The sequence below is a fragment of the Dickeya parazeae Ech586 genome (assembly GCF_000025065.1).
Taxonomy (GTDB): domain Bacteria; phylum Pseudomonadota; class Gammaproteobacteria; order Enterobacterales; family Enterobacteriaceae; genus Dickeya; species Dickeya zeae.
In genome coordinates this window covers 3,947,549-3,967,777 of record NC_013592.1, presented here as the reverse complement: position 1 = coordinate 3,967,777, position 20,229 = coordinate 3,947,549, and the positions used below count along the sequence as shown (strand labels likewise).

Sequence of the window (20,229 nt, the reverse complement as noted above, 5' to 3'; positions counted from 1 at the left end):
CTCCCTTAACAGGTGTCGATGGCAGGTGCCGACAGGACGGGGCGGCTCAACGCCAGACCACGTGCAGCGGCCGGTCCATCCAGGGATATTTGATGGTCGAATATCCCCACGGCAGTCGGTCGATAAGCATGTCGAACGGGCCGGGGTCCACTTCCAGTTTCCAGCTATCTGCCTGTCGCCACAGGGTGCCTTCGCGTTGCAAAAAGGTCTGACGCAGGCCCTCTACCGAGGTGTGACCTAACGCGTTCCAGTGTTGCAGGATGGCGGCCAGTAGCGTGTCCAGCGTGTCGCAGATGGCGGTGTCCGGTGTCATCGCCCGTGGTAGTGGCGCGTTGAGCGGCACACCGCACAGTAACTTGTTCAGCGCTAACTGGTATTCGGCATAGTCGGGCTGCGGGTTGACCAGATATTGCAGGCAGTAAATGGCCTGATAGCGGGCATCCAGTGCGGTAAATTCCCCGTCTTGCACCCACCCCAGCCGTGCCAGCAGACGAGGCAACCAGGGTGAGGCCAGCACCAGCCCGGCGTTGGCGACAGACAGCGGTTCGTCGGTGCGCAGGGCGTCATCACCCTGCCAGTCGCTGATAACCGGCGTGCGTGCGGGCGCTACCAGTGCAGGCAGCGGTGTATCCTCTGCATCGGAGGGGGCAGAGCAAGGCTCCTCTGCGCTGTGGTGTTCCGCGGGTTGCCCGGTATCGCTGTCATCGGTGATATCGGCAGGTGCAGCGGGTGGGGTGTCCTGATGCAGACCGGCGGTGGTGATGAGCTGTTGCAAACGCTCGACCAGTAGGCGGGTTGCCGGTAAGCACTCGGCCTGTGCCTGTTCCAGTAGAAAACGGTAGAACGCCGCCGGTGACGCCTGATGGCTGCGTGTTTGCCAGTCAGCCGCCAGTTGGTCAAGAAAATAGCGGATAAACGCGGCGATAGCCATCGGTGAGTCGGTGGCGAACAACGCGTGGTACAGCGCCCGCCTGAACAGTTTTTCCAGTACCGACGATGCCCTGTCGTTCGCTGGATCATAGTTCGCCGGATGGCGATAGCAGAGGTTGGTAACCAACCGGCCGTATGGGTACAGCGCCAGGAAATCGTGACGGCGCAACAGCAGCAGTAACGCGGTGTGCAGCGTGTCGGGGAGTCTGTCAGCCAGTTGTTCGCCAAGAGTCGATGAGCGCAGCGCCGGTAGCAGTAAACGGCGGATGGCCTCGGGCTGTGCAGGCAGCAGGCGTGCCAGTGCTGCCGGGAGCGCGCTCAGGTCGCTTTCGGTGACGGCGGCCGGGCCGTGATCCGCTATCCGCTGTAATAACGCCAGTGCGCTGGCTTCATCGATAGTACGTGGCGTCTGGGCGACGGTGGGGGGAGCCGGTTGCCGGGGTGTGGTCTCGCTGGTGGCTGGGTCAGCCTGGCTTACTGCATCACGGATTGCCAGCCAATCCGGTGTGCGGTTGGCTGCCAGCGTCTCGATCATCTGCCCGTAGAAGGCCTGCCGCTGGGCAAGGCTCAGGCGACGGGTGGCGGTGTCGAGTGTCGCCGACAGGTGGCGCAGATTGGCAGATGGCTGGCGCAGCATGATCAACAGCGCCAGTAACCGGGCCGCGTGTGACGGGCGCAGGGCGGCGCACAGCCGTAACCAACTGGCGGGATGGTGTGTGGAAACCGCCAGCCAGCGTTGGATCAATAACGGGTGGTGGCGCTGTAACTGTTGCAGGCAGTACAGCAGGTCGGCACCGGCAGGGGACGAGGCCGCATAACGGGTATCCGGTACCGCTTGCGTCGGTGTAAAACGACGTGCCGGTGAGCCGTCGATCAACACATCGTGCAGATATTGGTAACAGGCAGCATCGAGCAGCGGGTCGGCCGGGGGCGGAAAATCAGCCTCGATCGGGAATGTCTGCCCGGCGGATGGCTGAGGCTGTTTTGATGGTGACGGTGACGGTGACGGCGATAGTGACGGCGGCAGTGATGGTGCGCCCGGCTCACTGTCTTGCCAGCGGCTGAGCAGAGCCAGCAGCGACCGGCGTACCTCGCTGTCTGCGGTGGTATGGCGCAGGTGTTGCAACAATGCCTCAACCAGCGTCTGGCGTGACAGGTTATGGTGTGCCGCCAGTTGCCGCAGCAACGCTTCCAGATAGCTGTGGCGGTTGAACTCGCTGCCGCGCTCGACCAGCAGATAGCTGAAGGTGAGGCTCCACAGGCTGTGTGTCAGCAGTGGTTCGCCCGGCGCGTGGGCGGCGTGGGCGTTGATCGCCGACTGGCTGGCGCTGACCTCAGCCATCAGGTCACGAATAAACGGGGCCTCAGCCGGTTCCAGCAACGTTAGCAGGCGATAGCGCGCGGCAGCGGAAAAACGCACCGCCCAGCGCTGGCGCACCTGACTTTGCTGACCGCAGTGGATCAACAGTGGGCGTAACATCAGCAGCACAGTCGGCGCGCTGTGGCGCCATAGCCGATGGAACGCCGCTTCATCGGCCTGTTGCAGGGCATCCAGCCAGTGCTGTCGCCATTCGGGGGTGAAGGCCTCTGCGGTGGTTTGCCTTTGTGTGCCGCGTTCGTGGGTTGCCGCACGGTACTGTACCGGCTGAACGCCTGACAGGGGGACGGACAACAGTGGCAGTGACCGGGCAGGCGCGGCCATTTCTTCCCAGAGAGTGGTCAGTAACGACAACAGCGGCTGCTTCAGTGCTCGGTCGCCCGGCCAGGCCGCCAGATACAGGTACAGTGATTGCAGTACCTCGGTGCGCTCTCTATTGTGATGCGCCGCCAGACGGCCAATCAACCCGGCCATGTAGCGCTGTTTATTGAACTGACCGCCGCGCTGTACCAGCAGGTAATGCAGGGTGAATTCCCGCAACAGGTAGGGTGGTTCCGCCGGGGGGATGACGTCGTCAGGCTGGCGGAGCCACATCGGGTGGTTCAGTACCTGCTGGATGAACGGCTGTGCCTGCGGTGCCAGCAGGATTAGCAGGTCGTTGAAGGTGGTGTCATCCAACGCCTGTGCCATCGCGCGCACCACATCAGCGTGTTGCCCGCAGGCATACAGCGCCAGCAAAAAGCGGGGGCGCTGCTCGCTGAGTAGTGTTGACCAGACGGGGAGTAATTCCTGGCGCAGACGGTGCTGCTGCAACGCCTGATGGATGCGTTGGTGCCAGTGGCGATGCAGCCGCCCCCGCAACGCGGCGGGCATGTCCCGCTGCTGCGGCCGTTCTGCCAGACAGCGCAGCGCCATGTCTTGATGGGCCGGGGAGAGCTGTTCCAGCCAGCCATTGAGCGCGCTCAGCGGCAGTTGCGAAACCAGCCGGGCGAGCAGGCTTGCCGCGTGGGGGCTGGCGTTCAGTAACTGGTTGAGCTGTTTAGTGTGCAGACGCACCGCCTCAGCCAGCCAGTGACGGCGGTGGTTATCCACCCGCCACCCGCCTTGTCGACTGGGGTAATGCCAGGGCATCACGCCGTGTTGCAGGTAAAACGCCAACTGACGCCATTGGGCCGCCGGGCCATCCAGTAATTCTTGTTGTACTTCTTGTGGTACGGCTTGTCTGGCCGAAGCTCCCGCCTCGTGTCCGGCATGAAGTGTGTTCACGTTCCGTCGCTGCACGCGCAGCGCTTGTGTGAGCTGTTGTGTGAGCTGTTGTTGTAGTGCGGCCAGCAATGCAGAGGCCAGATCCGATGCCGGCAGTGCGCCCAAATCACAGTTCAGGTGGTCGATGACCCATAGTTGGTGCGGCGGCGAGTACTGATCAAACAGCTTGTCAATCAATGGCAACAACTGGTGCTGCACCAGATGTGGGGCCTCGCGCTCAAACCGCTCCGCCTCGGACGGATGGCAAAAGTCGAGCGTCAGGCTGGCGGTGTGGATCCGGTGTGGCTGCGTCATGCGTCCTGTCCTTCTGGTTGAGAAAACGGCGATGGGGTGTGCCAGTCGTGCAACAGCGCCGTCAGTCGGGCGCTGGCCTCGTCGCATAAGGGCTGACCGGGGGCGTGGCGTCGTGCATCAAGCCAGGTGAGCCAGGCGGTTTCGAAGCTGTGCATGGCATCGAGATCGAGCCAGTGGCAGCGTGGCAGCAGGTGCGCCGGGCACTGGCGGGCTATTAACGCTTCGGCTTGCCCTCGAAACAGCGGGTTGCCGCCCCGGGCGGTGTAGCCGGGCAGGATCAGGCTGAGCTGGCCGCGAAACGGGTTGGGGCGGTCATCTGCACAGCAGTGCGGCGGTGCCGGTTGCAGCAGCAGGTGCTCTACCACATACACCCCTTCGCACTGCTGGTTGAGCCGAATCAACCGACGGCGCAGTTGATTTACGAGGTGCACCAGTTGCGCCGGTCGGCTGCTGTCACCCAGATAGAGCCACAGTGCGCTGTGTGGCGGCGTGGTTGCTGGCGATAACCGGAACAGCGCCTGATAACGGCTACCGGTGCGTGGCGGTAAAATACGGTAATGCGCCAGCGTGACACCGTGCTGCAACAGCGTGACTGGCAAGGGATGGTCGCAGAGTGTCTGTATGTCGCGCACCGTCGCGGCTTCTTCCGCGCTCCCCGGCTCCGGCGCTTCCCGTAGCGGTACATCAAGCAAACTGTCGAGCGAGCGTTGATCCAACCATTGCAGGCGGGACTGCTCCTGCGCGCAGTGCAGCAGGGCATCGTTGGTGATGAACCGCCATCCCTGCCGGACCAGTGTCTGGCTATAGGGCCAGTCGTCGGCGTCGTCCATGCCGAGCAGTAGCGCCACACGGTGCGCGAATCCTCCCCGGTTTTCCCGGTGGGTCATCGGCTGGCACAGGTTGAAACCCGCACCCCGATCGCGCGTCAGGCGGTCGATGGCCTGAATAAACCGGCGTGGATATTCCAGTGACAAGGGGCGTTGCGCGCTGTCATCCAGCGCTTCGCCCGGCTGACGCCATAAACGGGTATCCAGCGTTTCGCCGTATAACGCCAACAGATAGTCGAATAACCGACCTTTGCGTTCCGGGTAGTGGTCGATACCGGCCAGCAGGTGCTGAAAGCGGGTCGCGGCGTCGTCAGGATAGAGGTCATCCACCCCACGAAACTGGCTGTCATTGAGCAAGCCAAAGGCATAACTGCGCCCAGTGTCGATAGACGGGGAAAACAGGTCGCGCAGGTTAGCCAGATTGGCGCAGAAGTTCGCCATCAGTTGTTCAAACAGCAGCAGATAGCCGCGAAATTGCTGTACCTGCCGGTGTTCCTGCGGGCGCATTGCGGCCGGAAAACGCGGTGCGTCCAGCTGGTAGACGCGGGGGAACAGCGACTGGAGAGAATGATACTCCGACAGCGCGCGCCAGGTGCCGTGTGGCACCGGGGTCAGGGTGTCGGTCTGGCGGCGGATTTGCTCGCCCAGCGAGCCAGCTTGTGCCTGCCGTCGCACCAGCCGGATACTCATGGCGCTGAAGTCAATCGGCACAGGGTAGCCCTGATGGGTAAACCGGAGGTGAATGTCATCGTGCTTTTTCGGCAGCAGGACCCAGTCGCCGGGGCTGAAGTGTTCGTGATCAGATCGGAGGTGATCAGCGCGAGCATCGGAGGCACCCTCCCGTTCAGGCTGCGGGATCAGGCGCAATTGTTGGATATGGCTAATCCCATCGATGCTGATGAGCCGGGTATAGAGCGATGAGAGGGCGCGGGTCGGGGCTATGGGGTCATTATCTGGTATCTCGTCGGCGCGGGTGTCGTCGCCGCGCAGCCACTGTTCGGCCTGAAAGTAAATGTCCGCTGCCAGCGCGTCGGCGTTATCGTGGCGTTGCAGCTCAATATCGGCGTACAGCCGCAGCCCGCGGCTGTCGATGATGCGTATCCCGGCGAGGTCTTCACACAGGTTGCGGTTGCGGTGGTAAACCTCGGTGACCGCCGTGATGAGGGTATCGCGCAGCGCCGGGTGGTGTTCACAACGCTGACGAGCCGACTCGGTGAGCAGCAGGTCGATGTGATAGTACTGCGGGCATTGGGCGTCCAGTGTCACCCAGACGCGCTCGACGTCATCGACGTTGTCTTGTATCGCACGCTGGTAATCTTCTCGGGTGCAGGGGCGTGCCGGGAAAATCTGTTCCGGCAGCATCAGCCCCTGTGCGGCGTAATCCAGCTGGCCGTCAGGCGTTGTCAGATAATCGGCAACGTCGAAATCGGTGCGATAGATAAGGTCCGTCAGCGCGAAACACAGCAGTTCCAACAGCGTGACGCCGGGGTCGTGCAGGTTGTAGTCGGTCCAGCGGTTGCCGCTGAGTGTCTGCACAAGTTTCAGCCCGTCGCGCAGCAGGCTGGCAACGTTGTCCGGGTCATCCGTTTGCCTTGGGATAAACGACGACGGCGCCATGCTCACTCCTCCTGCGCCGGTAACAGGCAGTCGTGCATGTAGGCGTCATGCCACAGCTGGGTGAGGTGGTAGCGAATGACGATGCCGTCGCCGTAACTGGTGTGGGTGCGAATCTGCAACCGGTAGGGGCGGATACCGTCATGACCGTGCGTCGGCGTATCGTCGCGCAGCCAGCGCAATGTCAGCTTGTCAGCCCGTGAATGGTAATAAGCATGGCGCGCGTTGATGCGGTTTTTGTGGCCGAAAAAGTTGAACAGAAAACCGCTGGGCGCGCAGGTATTCAGGGCGATAGCGTGGAGCAACGCGTAGCGCCCTGAATGGCGGATACCCACACCGGCTACCACTTCAAACGCCTGGCACCCTTCCAGTTTGGGGGTGATATCGTGCCACTGACCATCAGCCGGTAGTGTCTCTGCCCATTGAGCCCCAGCGCGACCTGGCGCGCCGATCACCCCGTTGACGTCAAGCGCATGGCGCGGCGCGCTGGTATTCACGCCCATTCGCCCTTCCGGGGTGAGCGTCAGCAAGGGGGCCTCGTCGTCCATCACCTCCTGCCCGTCGCTGAGGTGGCGGTCTATCTGTAAGCGGTCGCTGTCCGGTTGCAGGCCGACCGACCACAACTCACGGCTGGGGTCACTGTCGCGGTAAAACGTCATCAGTCTGGCGTGGGCATCCAGTGCGGCGACCTTCAGCCCGTGTTCCGGTGTTTTATCGAACCCTTCCTCGATTTTGTTGACTGACGAGTCGATCAGATCGGAAAAGTGCTCGGCGGACGGCATAGCGCCCTGACGGAAATAGTTTTTCAACGTGCCGCGATTTCGTTTTGCCACTGACCTACTCCTTTTGTCGCTGTCTCCCGTCTGGCGGCGTCGGGCGGGCCGCCATCACGGGTTAGCGGACGGTGAGAAAACTGTCGCCGATGACCAGATCGCCAATACCGATTTTTTCCGGCGCCAGCGGGCGCAGATCGGTACTGAGCCGCAACGCGTGTTGTTCAACCGGCAGGATAATATTCCAGGGATAGCGCGGACTTAGCCCGGTCAGATTCGGGGTGTTTGCGGCGGGAACGAGGGTGTTATCGTGCGACGGCGCAGCACTGTCAGATAACCGCCAGCCCGTGGTCGGGTCGTCGCACTCATCCGCAGTGTCCTGACGCAGGATGACCAGTGAAAACGCGGTCACGAAACGCACGTAGTCGAGGTGGGCGATGAATGACTCGATTTGATGCAGCGCCACGTGGGAACCAAAGCCCTGACTGACGCTGTCTTCGCGCCACGGGCAGAGGTAGGTGCAGATATCCCGGTTCAACGTCCGCAATGCCTGCCCCGGGTGCTGTCCCGGCTGAAACGCGACGCTACAGCGTACCTGAACCCGGTCGTACACCGGTGAACGCACCGCGATGTTGGCCCCCGGCGGTGCGACGGTTTGTAACCAGGTTTGTATCCGGTGTAGCAGCGCGGCGCTGGTGTGCCGCGCGTCGCAGGGGTGATGCTGACAGGCTGGATGACGTTGGCGCACCAAAAGCAGGACATGCCCCGGATGATGGCCCGGCACGCCGAAGCGGGTATGTGGAAAACAGCGCACCTGCTCGATATCCGCAAACTGTTGCAGCACCAGCCGTTCATAATCCCAGCCGGTCAATGCCCGTCCTTTGTGACGCAACTGTTCGCTGACGCGCTGGTGGAACTGGCGCAGGGACTCATGCGGCGCTTCACCCTGCACTGGCAGCATCAGGCTGACGCCGCCAAGCCCCGGCGGTGGCGACAGCACCTGCCAGCCTGAGGCGGTGGCGGGTGGCACGGGCGGGTTATCGTTTTCCTGCCCCGGCGTCCATTGCCGACGTGCCTGCACCACGTGGGTGGCGACATGCAGGCAGTTGGCGTACTCGCCGATGCCCTGCCGGGTGCTGACCTGCAACCAGTAGAGCCTATCTGGCATAACGGTGTGTCGATCGTTAATCTCTGTTGGGATCTCCAGCGTGATGATGCCGGAGGTGATAAAGCCGCAGGTGGTATCGGCGATGACCTGATGCGGCGGCAGAATGCGCCAGTCGTTATCCACCAGATAGCGCCACTGAAACGCCTGTCGATGGCGAATGGCGGTGGGGGTGGCCTGATCGTCGAGATGGAAAAACAGGTTCAACATGCCACCCGGTGATGAGGCCTGTAAGCCGATGAACAGGTTACCGTCATCCTCGTAGCGGGGGAAAAAGGTCACGCTACGGGTAGCCTCGTCGGTGGTACGCATCGGGGACAGCGCTTTATCGTCGGACAATACTTCATAGCCGAACAGCACTTCATAGCCGAAAGGATGTAAATGCAGCAGATGGCTGTCCGGCAGCGGTGTGTGGCCGGTGTGCCCTGTGTGGCTGGGTAAGCCGGGGGTGAGCCGGGAGCAGGCCCGGTAGCCGAGCGTCAGTCGGTTTATCGCCGGGGTATACGGCGGGTTGGGCAGCGGTAGTGGCGTGCGGTGTTTGGCATTGTGTATCAGCGTCTGGCTCAGCAGTGACGCGTACTGCTGGTGACCAAACGCGTGCTCCGGTTCGCACAACGACAGGCGAATCAGACCGTTGCGGCTGGTACTGTCGAAGCGAAAGGTATCGGCGTCGACGGCGTGGCGGCTCGGTTGAAACGCCTGCTTCAGCGAGGCATGAATCTGCCTGTCAGGGCGTAACCGATCGCTGCCTGCTTCGCCGTCAAACAGTGCGATATCGTGACTGACGACTTTCCATTCACCTTCACGCAGTACGGATAACTGCGCGTTAAAACGCGTGGTGGCGTAATCACCGGGATAAGCCTGATAGTGCTGGCGAAAGCCGTCGCTGCCGCCCGGCAGGTTGGCCCAGTCGATGCTCAGCGTGATGTCCTGTACCTGCTTTTGGGCGAGTTCATAGCAGGCGATCGTCAGTGAGGACTGGCTGACGGGTTGTGCGCCAAAGGGGTAAAACACCTTGCTGGCGTCGGCCTGGCCTTCTGGCGTGTAGACATGAATTGCCTGAACGCCGGAGACCTCTGTATTGATGATTAACGGGCCGAGCACGAAGTGGCGAAACACCGAATAGGGGAAAAAGGGGGTTTCCGGCTTCATAGTCACCTGCAACGCCGGGGCGTGGTAACACCACCTCTCACCGTGGATCGCCGGGTCACAGGGTATGACAGCCCCAAACCCCGGCGGCAGGGTAAAGGTCAGCCGAAAACCGTAGGGGCCATCATCGCCAGCACGCAGTGGATGGATACGGTACGTGGCGATAGGTTGCCAGCCACTGTCGGTGCTGATGCGTAGCGTGAATAATTCGCTGCACAGGCGGTAAAAGGTGGCTTGCCGGTTGCCGTTGAGTAACTCTGCCAGCGACAACTGGCTGTCTGCGGGCAGCAACTGGTGACTGCGGGCCACAATCCATTGCCGGTCGTCGTCATTCAGCCAGTCGGTCAGGCTCAGGCACTGGCGGCTGAACAGATGCCCCAGCGCACGACGATAGCAGGCCGGGTCGTCGGTCTGGCGCAATACGCCCAGTAACAGGTATTGGTACAGACGGCTGATGATGTGGTCGTCGCTGCCGTGTTGCAGTGCCTGTAGCTGGCGGGAAGATAACGCCTCCACCAGCGAGTGGATAGTGGCGGGGGCGCTGTCGTCAGGCAGCAGCGGTGTCATCGCGCGTGCCAGCGTGAGCAATAGCGTGGTCAGCCGATTTCGCAACAAGGCCGGATAAGGGGTATCGCGCAGCAGGTAAAGTTGTTGCGCCAGTAGCGAATGTTGCGCTTCGTGGAGATTAATGGTGAGGCTGACCCGACGCCGCCCTTCAGGCAGGTAGAGCACCGGGTCGATAATGGCGATGCCCGGTTCACAGGGCGACGGGTGGCGTTGTAACGCCGGTGTTTCGCCAAATAGCGTCAGCAGGGTGCGGGAGCGCGGCTGGTCATCGTGCCACGGCCACAGGCTGTCGCTGTGGATAGCGGTGACGAAATCCAACTCCCGTTCTGGTGACATCAACGGGTCGCGCCTGAGCAGCAGCGAGTGAACCTGTTTGACTTCAGCGTCGGTCACCAACACCGGGTGTTCGCTGTGGTAGAGCAGGTCGCGCAGTCGGTCATCCTGCCCGTGGCTAAAGGCGGTACCGCGCGCCAGTGATACGACAGGCGTCGTGGGATGTTCCAGCGTCAGTTTTAAAAAGACGGCGTCAGCGTTGAGCGGTTGTGGCTGCTGGCGCAGCACCTGCCGGTAGTAAAAATCGAGGTGTCGGGCGGTGAACCGGTTAAGCCGGGCCTGCGCTCTGGCGAATAAGCGCAGAAACGTCAGATACAGGGCGACTTCCGGGGCGTGATCGGCATGAGACAACGCCTGTTGCAGATGGCGGCGGCACTCGGCCTGCAACTGGCTGACAGCATTGATGGCGGCGGAAAAACACAACTGCAACTGCTCTTCCAGGATCGCCATGCCCGGTAATTGCTGTTGGAGCAACGGGTGCTGCTCACTGGCGACAAACCGGCCGTTGTCGTAGCCAATCCCCCACAACGGGTCGAGGGCGGTCAGGTTATCGTCCGCCAGCAGCGACTGGCGATAGTCCTCCAACGCCTGCGCCAGGATCACCACGTACTGAAAGGGGCGCACCAACTGTGTTTTCAGCACCGTCTGGATGGTCAGCTTGATGTGATCGGCACTGAGGGTCTGGACGGGAATAAAAGCCCGGTACCAGCGATCCAGATTGCCGTAGAGGGCGATCAAATACGCCAGCGTTTGATCCAGACCGCGTGACTGCGCCTGACGAAAACGGTTCTGCTCCAGCGTGGTGTCGAACGACAGCATGATAGCCATACCGGTGACTTCGCTTTTGGCAAACAGCGCCTGCCAGTTACCCGGCGGCGAGACTTCACCGGCATCGAACGACAGCTGGGCGGCGATGTCACTGGCCAGTACCAGCAGGGTTTCAAACGACATCTCGTCTGCCAGAAACGCGCCGTCCTCCAGTGCTGGCGGCAGGCGCTGGTGTTGTGAGGTGCCAGCGGGCGGCAATGGGGGGCTCCAGTGTGTAGTCATGATTCAGCGACCTTGGTTAATGGGTGTCCGTCAGAGGAAGAAGTGCGCGGCAGTCGGGGCCAGTTATGGCGTTGCGGTCAACGTGCCTTCCCGTAAATAGAACGGATACACCATGTTGCTGCGGGTATTGGTGGCAATCAGCGTGTAGTCGAGGTTAATCAGCAAGGTGCCGTCGGGGGCATGGCTACTGTCGATAGTGATCGCCTGTAGTTGAATCCGTGGCTCAAAAAACAAGATGGCCTGCTCAATACGGGTTTTCATGTCGGTCAGGGTGGAGAGCGTGAGGTCTTCAAACACCATGCCCTGAATATCGCAACCGTACCTGGGGGCCATAATGCGCTCGCCGGGGCGGGTGGAGAGCAATAGCGCCAGGCTTTGCCGGATATCCTCATCGCCACTGGCCATGCCGATACTGTGGGTCGCGGTATCGAACTGCGGCGGAAACCCCCAGCCGGTACCGAGAAACGCGTTGTCGTTATTCACGGTTATCCTCCTATCAACACAGTAAAATCGCCCAGCGCGATAGTGCCGCCATGGGCGGTGGTATCACCAATACGGGCCGCCGGTTTCCCGCCGATCAGCACCGTGGCGGAGCCTTTTACGATGGCATCCGGTGGCCCAACACAGACGCAGTTATCCCCCAGCACCGCCGCTGGCAGTTTGCCAATCAGCACCGTCGGCACGCCGGGGCCGATAACCGGCCCGCCGACATGAGGAATCGGCGGCAACCCCGGCGTCACCATCGGGCAAGCGTGTAAGTCAGTCAGGCGAGCAGCAGGTGGCATAAGGTGTTTCTCCTGATTTTTTGTAGATAACTAACAACGTTGTCTCGTTGTGTGCTGTACCAGTCTGGCGTTAAAACTGTGCTGAGGTGTGCGCTTCCGCTCTACCGCCCTCAATCAGTCAACCCTAGTTGATCATCACGATGCCGCCTTTCACGGTGGTTTGGCCGGAGGCCGACAGTTCGGCGGTGGCGTTGCCTTTGGCGGTCAGGCCGGTTTTGGCCGACAGGTTGACGTTCATCCCCTCGGCGGTGACGTCGGCTTTGGCGCTGATATCCACGGTGCGCCCGGCGCTGAGTTCGATTTTCCCTTTGGCACTGAGGGTGATGTTCTTCGGGCTGTCGAGCGTGATACCAGACGCATCCAGCGTGACGCTGTTGCCGTTCTGATCTTGTAACGTCACCGTTTTGTCTTTGTCGCTCAACATCACCTGATTGCCGCCGGGGGTCGTCAGGGTGATGGACTTGTCCTCTTCGTTGAACTGCAACGTTAACTGGCTGCGGGTCATCAGCGTTTTGAGGGTGTTTTTGGCTTCCGGTATGACCGGCGGTGGGTTCTTGCTGCTGTACAGGCTGCCGAGGATCACCGGGTCGGACGGGTTATTGTTGAAGTAACCCAGTATCACCTCGTCGCCCACCTCCGGCATAAACTGCGCCCCGATGCCGGATGAGGCGTAATAACTGGCCAGCCGCGCCCACAAGCCATCGTTTTCCGCCTGCGTCACCGGTAGCGATACCTGAACGCGGTGTTGCTGTTGTGGGTCGCCATCGAGCTTTTTGACGATGCCTATTTGCAAGCCATCCACGCCCGGCAGCAGACCGGCGGCAGGCGGCGGCGTGAGATCCCGGTGCTCGGCCGACCAGACCGGCGGCATACCGAAATCGATGTGGGTCAGCCACTGCCCATCCTGAATATGGTGGCGAACGCCGCTGACATAGAGGTGGCCGTTAAAACGCGTGCCGACGCCAGCCAGTTCAATCAGCGTGTTGATGCGTGCACGGGCGCTGCCCTGACAGGTCAGCGTGCCGCGCAGGCGGGAGAGGGCGGATTTTACCTGCTGGCCGCTCGCCCAGTCCCGCAGGGCGCTGGCTGGCAGTGGCGTGGCGCTTTGCAGCCGGAACGCGGTCAGCCCCAGTACGCGGGCCAACTCATCGGCACTGAGGTTGCCTTGCTGGCTGACGGACTGCGCGGCGGCGTTTTCCTGTATCGGCTGCTGGTTTTTGATATCCCAGCCAACGCCGGTGACCGAGCTGAACTGATAACGGGCGTCGATATCGGCGGTCAGTGACATCAGGTCGTCGCCGTAGGTGAGGGTCAACACCGGCGACGCGCTCAGACAGGGCGCGGTGACCGCTACCGTATTATCGTCGTTGCAGACCACCAGCCCGTTGGCTTCCGCTCGGGTCAGCAAAAAATCCCAGTCGGTGCAGTTGAACTGCACCAGCTCGTCGTGCTGGGTGGTTGTGGTGTCGACACGGGCGGTAAGCCCGGCGCAGCCGCCAATCAACTGGCGTAAGATGTCGCTGTCTTTCTTCTTGAGGTAGTTGTTGTTGCGGCGCGCGACCGTCATGCCGATAGCGCTGTCCCGGCATTCGATGATCAGCCGTGAATGACCCGCCCCACCGAGGCGGATGCCGTGGCGAATGATCATGCCCTCGAACAACACCTGTTCCTGGCTGGCGTAACCGGCGGCGATAGTCAGCGTGTTACCCGGTTTGAACAGCGAGCCGCTACTGAGCGGAAAGCGATTTTGCGGCATGTCGCCATCCTCAATCACCAGTTCTGCGCGGGCGATATGGTTCACCCGTTTACAGACATGGAGGGATAACACCTGGATAGCGTTACCGATCTCGGTGCCGTTGCTCTTGATGGTGTAGGTCACCACGCCGTCATGGTGTGTTGCCGGGGAGTCCGCCATATCGTGATTCCGTCAGGCCAGTGGGGGAAAATACAGGCGTGTGCCCGGTGCGATGTGCATCACGTTATTCAGGTTGTTGTAACGGGCGACCGCCACGTAATAGGCACTGTCCTGATAAATCGCATGACACAGTTGCGGCAAGGTATCGCCTTGTTTCACCACCACGCTGTGGGTGAGGTCCGGCGAGGAGCGATTGGCCCGCAACGCCTGCTCACTGCTGTCCAGATAGTTGTCGAAGCGCAACCCGAGGGTGGCGCGCAGTGGCGCACCGGCGGCGTCGAATAACGAGTAGCGAATATCAAGACGGGTCAGGCGTCCTTTGAACGATAGGGTGCCCCAGGTCAGTACCACCACGCTGGGTTCGTGCTTCTCGCCGACATAGCGGTACACTACGTTTTTCAACTGAGTGACCTGACTGGCGACATCGGGTTTTTGCGGCTGCTCGACCACGCCGGTGCCGTCAATCATCAACTCGAAACTGAGGCTCTCGCTCTGGTAGCTGGCGAAATCGAGCCGTGGTGCCAGACTGCCGAGTGTACGGTTGCCCGCCACCGCCCGGTTGGTGTAGTTGATGCCGTGCTCGTGACGGAGGCTGGCAGGGTTGAGCATCACGTCAAACTGCTGCTTTTTATCGAGGGTGCGGATAGTCAGCTTCTGCATGATAGCGCCTCCGGTTAGCGTTCCCGCGGCCTGCTGCTCAGGTGATGCAGTACCTGCGAGCCTGCGGGTGCGCTGTGTGCGGCATCTGGCCCACTGTTGTCCGCCGTGTTGTCTGTGTCGCTGTCGTGGCGGCCCGTGTCCTGCCGGGCGGCGTCCGGGTCATTCGTCTGGATAACCCGTGAGTAAATCGTCAGTTGTCGCACTTCTATTGCCATGATGGTGTGTCCTTCTGCGGTTACTGTTTACGTGTCGAACGACTAAAACACAGCACAATCTCTTCAATCGCCACCTCATTGCGGGTGGCGTGGAAGCGGTCAACCCGCCAACTGATGGGGTAGGCGTTATAAAACAGCCACACCCGTAACGGGTCGCCTTGTTCGTTCAGCAGGCTGACGCTGACCTCTTTGGTTTCCAGCGGGCCATTCAATTGCCCTTCAAAGCAACGCTTACACCAGCGCACCAGCGGCGAACTGGCCGAACCGAGGCCCCGGCGCAGCGTGAGTGGCCCGTGTATCACCGCCACCGGCAGGTGATACAGGTTGTTATTGCCACCCTCGCGGAAGGGTTCGGTTTCAATACGTGCCTCAATACCGGACACTTCCTGAAACGCTTGATCGTCGCCGCTGTTGTCGATGTTCACGCTGAAATAAAACGCGGGTAGCGGCCATTCACTGCTGGACGATGGTTTTTGCATCAGCATTACCGGGGCTGGTTATTGGCTACGCCAGATGAGCCTGATGACCGGGTTAATGCAGCGCTAACCTGCTGCATTAACCGGCCCTCACGCCGCGAATAGGCGATTACACCGCGACTTCCAGCCCTTCGTGCGCCAGTTCGATGGTTTCAACCGCCACTTCATTGCCGTCTGATTTCAAATCCGTCCCGCTGATTTTGGTCGGCCAGGCGTTTTTGAGCTTCCACGTCATAGCCGGGCTGCCGCTTTCATCGAGCAGGCTGATGGTGACGGCGGTGCGGGCGATGGTGTTCATCTTGATTTTCGAGAACCAGTCGTAGAAGTTGTTATCTTTGACGAAAATGCCTTTTTTCAGCGTCACATTGCCGGACTTGATAATTCCGGGCATTTTGATGGTGGAAAATACCGGGCTGTTGCCCGCGCGGTATTCAATAATCTGGGCTTCGATATCCAGGCCGCTAATTTCCTGAAACGACGCCACCATGCTGGCGCCCGCGCCGCCGTCCCATTTCACTTCAAAGTGAAATTTGGGCATCGGCCATACGGTGCTTGACTGAGCGGAACCGTCATCTGCCATGGGTGTTCTCCTTGAAGAGGGTGATAAAATCTGTGGTCGTCAAAAAACTCATTCGTCAAAAACCGATGGTCGTCAAAAACCTACGGTCGCTAAAACGTCATACCGTCAGCGTCAGGATTTCTGCATCTGCTGCTGGAAGGTGATTTCGATAAACTCAGCCGGACGGCTGATGGCTACCAGCACGGTGATACGCAGGATCCCTTCCAAAATGTCCTGCGGCGTCATGGTTTTGCCAAGGCCGACATCCACGCTGTAGGCGTCTTCCGGTGAGGCCCCTGCCAGCCCGCCGCGCTTCCAGATGCCGAACAGAAAGTTTTCGATCATGCTCTCCATCGACACCCAGGTATTGGCGGTATTGGGTTCGAACACGTAGGCTTTGGCCGCCTGTTTGATCGATTCCTCCAGCATGATCATGGTCCGGCGTACGTTGACGTAGCGCCAGTCGAGGCTGTTGCCATCCAGCGTGCGCGCGCCCCACACCAGCGTGCCTTCGCCGGTGAAGGTACGCAGCGCGTTGATCGATTTCCCCTGGGTGGTAACGTTCAGGTCTTCCTGCTCGTCGGCGCTGATATTCACGCTGGGTGACACCACCGCGTTCAGGCTGACGTTAGCCGGGGCTTTCCACACGCCACGGGCGTTATCCACCATGGTGTAGATCCCCGCCATCGACGCGGCGGGTGGCAGCAGGTTTTGCTGACGTCGGATGTTTTCCAGCACGCTTTTGTAAATGGGGCTGATAGAGAACAGAATTTTGTGCAGCAAGGTTTTTTCCGCTTCGCTCTGCTCCACCGTCAGCTTGGCGACTTCGTCCAGCATCTGTTGCTTTTTGGCCGCTTTGAGCTTGTTGCCGCCGCTGTTTAGCTGCTCAGCGTTCAGTGCGTCCAGTTCTTTGAAAGCGGAGGCGATTTCCGCGTTCAACACGGTAATCAGAATGTCCGGGTTGTTGACGTTGGCGAAGCTGATGTCATTGTCCTGAATGATTGAGGTGTTCAGCCACGGGTAGTACGCGGTGGCGTAATCCAGGTAGTTGATGCCCAGTTTGGAACGGAAGTTGGCGATACAGTCGCCGCTCGGGTCTTGTCGGTCTTTATACCCTTCCCAGACATCAAGAATGGCGATGCGGTTTTTCATGGTACCGCCGCAGTGGGCCAGCACGGCCTGCTGCACGTTGATGCAGTCGTCTTCTTTCAGGCATACCGCTTCCGGGGTCAGCACCATGGTGGGTTCCGGCTCTTTGAGCAGCGGTGTGATGCCGTTTTTCAGTGCATCAGCATCAATGGCGTCTTGATAGCTCCCCACCGAGATGATGTAACAGGGGCCGCCGCCATTCTGGAAAAAGAACAGCATGCTGTAGTACAGCAGGTAGCGGGTATTCGCCAGCGTCAGGGTATAGGCTTTACCTGCCTGACTGAAGGCGGCATCCCCCGGTACTTGATCGGTTTTTTCGACGATATCGAATTTATGCTGCGGTGCGCCACCAAAATAATGACGAAAATCCGACATCGAGGTAATTCGCCACGCTTTATTACGCAGTGATACGCCGCCATTTTCCGCCTTTTCGGTGTAACCAATAAAGGCCGGTACCGCAGTGGCGACTTCAACTACGGAATTGGGGAAGGCGTTCTTTTCAACAATATAAACGCCTGGGGTTTTCATCACGCCCATAGTGTGATTCCTTCTGATTAAGAGAGATAACCACCCCGCGCCCTTTCGATGACGAGAGTAAAAGGTACCTGCGCCGGTATGGCGGTATCGCTATTTTTTATTGCGCTATTTTTATTGCCCTGTCTTTCTTGTTATGTCAGTTAACAATGATTTCCGAGACAACGGTGGATGATTTATCCACCTGCAATCGACATTGATGCTGCGGCATGGCGACCGGTAATCGTTCAATGAATACGGTGTTGTCCTGATAAAGCTGAAAATAATAGTCTGACTTTTTTTGTATTCTTAATGGTTCACGGGAAATAAACGCCTGTGCCCGTTGGTCATTAGCCAGTATTTCCTCCCCCAGATAATCAAACTGATTATTCTGACGGTTATCCCGAATACGTGTATTCGTATTAACATACGGCGCGGTGAACAGATATTTCCAGCGCCGCCGTTGGCAGCGAAACGGCATAATAAAGACCGGTGCTGTTCGCCGGTTGAGAAATGCCGTTATTGCCGTTGGATTGATCTCAATATCAACCTGCCAGAGCCGCCCTTTGGCTGAGGGCAAACTGTTCGATGCCTCTGATGGCGTGTCGCTGCTCGTTTCCAGACGCACCTCGCCGGGTTCTGCGCCGCTCAGCGTGTAACAAAAGTACGGCGTCTTCGGTTCCAACAGCCCGCTGGTGCCGGTCGCACTGGTGTCGGTGTAGCTGAAAAAATTCGGCTCCCGGCTGCCAAACCACCACCGCAGCGTTACGTTCTCCACCGCCTGAAGGGCGGGATGGGTTCTATCCGCCAACACCAGCACCCCGTCAGCCTGCGGTTTGGTCAACAGCCCAATGCTTGTCGCCGCCTGTTGGCTACATGGCAGCCATTCGCCATAAAACGGCAGGCTGGTGCAGCCGGTAAAAAATTCATGTTCGATACGCAATTGAAATAACACGTCGTAATCGCTCATGGCGTTGTGCCCTTAGTCACGGTGGCAGGCAATTGTCTGACACTTTCGGTCTGCGACTGAATCGCCTGGCTATCGGCAATTTTCACCCGCACACGGTATACCGCAGACGGCAAATAACGGCTGCCTAACATCGTCCACATCGTGCTGAGCTCATGGCGCGGCAGGCTATCCATTTCCAGTAATAGTTGCTCAATTGCCTCGTCCATATCTGGGGCGTTATAACGGTTAAGCAAGGCATTTTTATGAAAGAACGCCATCGCATGGGCGATCATGTGTAATCCTTCCGCGTATTGCGCACCGCTAAAATTTGCCGCCACCACCAGCGAAATTCGTACAAATAACGGCGGTGTACTAACAGCAAAACGATTCCCAGGATTGGCGGCATTATTCCGATACGTCACGGTTTCTTTTTCAATGTTCGATAAAAATACCACCAGCTTATTCTTCGTGAGGGGAAACATCTTACCGTCGTCATCAGCCGGATTCGCTATAACCACAACGTCATCGTGCAGGTTCAGGGTATTTTTCAGGTATTGATTTAATTGCCGGGTCAGGTAATGGATAGAGGCGTGGATCATGGGGGTTCCTTTATTAATTATCCTCTGTAGAACTCGCTATAAATGAGGTGGCTGTAAGTCGTACAGCAAGTATTGCTGATAAAATTTATGCCGAAAAGATCATTCGTATTTATGACTGAATTAACCATGGTTTTTACTGGTTTTTGAAGCAATGTATTCATTTCTATTGCTTCTTTTTTATGTGACGTTTTTTACCTGCTTTTTTTAAACATATTTTGGCGCTTTTTTGTGATTGATTCTTATGATATTGTTACAAGATTATTGGGCCTGATCCTGCCGATTGACAGAAGTTTAAACCCTATTTTTGAGGTTTTTCTCGTCTTTCTTATTGATGATTTTATTATCTTTCTATTAGCTATTCGGAGGCTATACATGACCTTGGGGCGTTCTATCAGTCTACTTTTACCCCTTATTTTCCTTTCTTCACACGCTATTGGAGCGGCGAAGTCATTCGATGGTATAACTTGTAAGAGTGATATTCCCTCGGCATTAATCGGGCGCCATATGCCAAATGAGAGTACTGTGGCCACCGAAGAGCGTTACAAGAGTATTGATCTTAAAGATTTGGGGACTTACGGCATGGAAAGTGATGGTGATCCCTGGTCACTTGAGTCATGGCAAATATGCGGTCGGGAGTATTTCTTACTCGATCGTCGTGAAATCGTCAAAGATGTCCTCTCGTCACCTTCACCGAAAGAAAACCCTAAAGCACAAATCGTTTCGTGTGTAGTTGATGGTTCGAATTCCCACGATACGTTTGTTACGTTTATCCCCTCGGAGGAAAAACCATGGCCAAGGACGGTTGAACACGCCTGGCGCATCAATGATAAGACAGTCAAATTTACGAAGGTTGAAGGCAAGGAAATTGTTTGCAACCCATAGTCATTAGCATTTGGGATAACCAGCAGATGGTTGAACGGATCGGTACAAAACACCGTGCGGTCTGTTCATCTGTATTATGTAGGGCTTAAATCTATTTGTGTAATCTGGGTTATGCCCTTTGGTGGGTTCTGCCATGTTGCGATGCTGTTTCATGCCACTATTCCATACGGAGATAAATAGA

15 protein-coding genes are annotated in these 20,229 nt (G+C 58.6%); 1 reads left to right on the top strand and 14 read right to left on the bottom strand.

The window, feature by feature from the left end; genetic code table 11:
• Positions 1–46: 46 nt before the first annotated feature.
• The 14 genes from DD586_RS17270 to DD586_RS17205 form a co-directional block, all read right to left on the bottom strand.
• Complete coding sequence (locus tag DD586_RS17270; protein ID WP_012886104.1) at positions 47–3,868, bottom strand: contractile injection system tape measure protein; 3,822 nt, start codon at positions 3,866–3,868, stop codon at positions 47–49.
• On the bottom strand, positions 3,865–6,312 hold the full coding sequence (locus tag DD586_RS17265; protein WP_012886103.1) for a hypothetical protein: 2,448 nt from the start codon (positions 6,310–6,312) through the stop codon (positions 3,865–3,867). Before DD586_RS17265 ends, DD586_RS17270 begins: the two co-directional genes overlap by 4 nt.
• A gap of 2 nt (positions 6,313–6,314) precedes the next feature.
• Complete coding sequence (locus tag DD586_RS17260; RefSeq protein WP_012886102.1) at positions 6,315–7,142, bottom strand: hypothetical protein; 828 nt, start codon at positions 7,140–7,142, stop codon at positions 6,315–6,317.
• A gap of 61 nt (positions 7,143–7,203) precedes the next feature.
• Complete coding sequence (locus tag DD586_RS17255) at positions 7,204–11,346, bottom strand: baseplate J/gp47 family protein (RefSeq protein WP_012886101.1); 4,143 nt, start codon at positions 11,344–11,346, stop codon at positions 7,204–7,206.
• A gap of 63 nt (positions 11,347–11,409) precedes the next feature.
• A complete protein-coding gene (locus tag DD586_RS17250) occupies positions 11,410–11,829 on the bottom strand; it encodes a GPW/gp25 family protein (RefSeq protein ID WP_012886100.1) in 420 nt (139 codons plus the stop codon).
• A gap of 2 nt (positions 11,830–11,831) precedes the next feature.
• Positions 11,832–12,131, bottom strand: a complete 300-nt coding sequence (locus tag DD586_RS17245) for a PAAR domain-containing protein (RefSeq protein ID WP_012886099.1) — start codon at positions 12,129–12,131, stop codon at positions 11,832–11,834.
• Between the two features lie 124 nt (positions 12,132–12,255).
• A complete protein-coding gene (gene vgrG, locus DD586_RS17240) occupies positions 12,256–14,046 on the bottom strand; it encodes a type VI secretion system tip protein VgrG (protein WP_012886098.1) in 1,791 nt (596 codons plus the stop codon).
• 12 nt (positions 14,047–14,058) lie between these two features.
• The gene (locus DD586_RS17235) at positions 14,059–14,706 is read right to left on the bottom strand and encodes a CIS tube protein (RefSeq protein ID WP_012886097.1); all 648 of its coding nucleotides are present in this window, start codon (positions 14,704–14,706) and stop codon (positions 14,059–14,061) included.
• 14 nt (positions 14,707–14,720) lie between these two features.
• Positions 14,721–14,921 carry a hypothetical protein gene (locus DD586_RS17230; protein ID WP_012886096.1) on the bottom strand — a complete coding sequence of 67 codons (201 nt, stop codon included), beginning with the start codon at positions 14,919–14,921 and terminating at the stop codon, positions 14,721–14,723.
• A 20-nt stretch (positions 14,922–14,941) separates the two neighbouring features.
• Complete coding sequence (locus DD586_RS17225; protein WP_226510143.1) at positions 14,942–15,400, bottom strand: phage tail protein; 459 nt, start codon at positions 15,398–15,400, stop codon at positions 14,942–14,944.
• Between the two features lie 106 nt (positions 15,401–15,506).
• Entirely contained in the window at positions 15,507–15,977 is a 471-nt protein-coding gene (locus tag DD586_RS17220; RefSeq protein ID WP_012886094.1) for a phage tail protein, read from the bottom strand.
• A gap of 111 nt (positions 15,978–16,088) precedes the next feature.
• Entirely contained in the window at positions 16,089–17,642 is a 1,554-nt protein-coding gene (locus tag DD586_RS17215) for a phage tail sheath family protein (protein WP_012886093.1), read from the bottom strand.
• A 136-nt stretch (positions 17,643–17,778) separates the two neighbouring features.
• Positions 17,779–18,588: a hypothetical protein gene (locus DD586_RS17210; RefSeq protein WP_012886092.1), complete on the bottom strand. Its 810-nt coding sequence runs from the start codon at positions 18,586–18,588 to the stop codon at positions 17,779–17,781.
• Complete coding sequence (locus DD586_RS17205; protein ID WP_012886091.1) at positions 18,585–19,166, bottom strand: DUF4255 domain-containing protein; 582 nt, start codon at positions 19,164–19,166, stop codon at positions 18,585–18,587. The genes DD586_RS17210 and DD586_RS17205 overlap by 4 nt, the downstream gene beginning before the upstream one ends.
• Before the next feature lie 228 nt (positions 19,167–19,394).
• Between DD586_RS17205 and DD586_RS17200 the strand changes: the two genes are divergently transcribed.
• Entirely contained in the window at positions 19,395–20,048 is a 654-nt protein-coding gene (locus DD586_RS17200) for a hypothetical protein (protein ID WP_041164605.1), read from the top strand.
• Positions 20,049–20,229 lie beyond the last annotated feature (181 nt).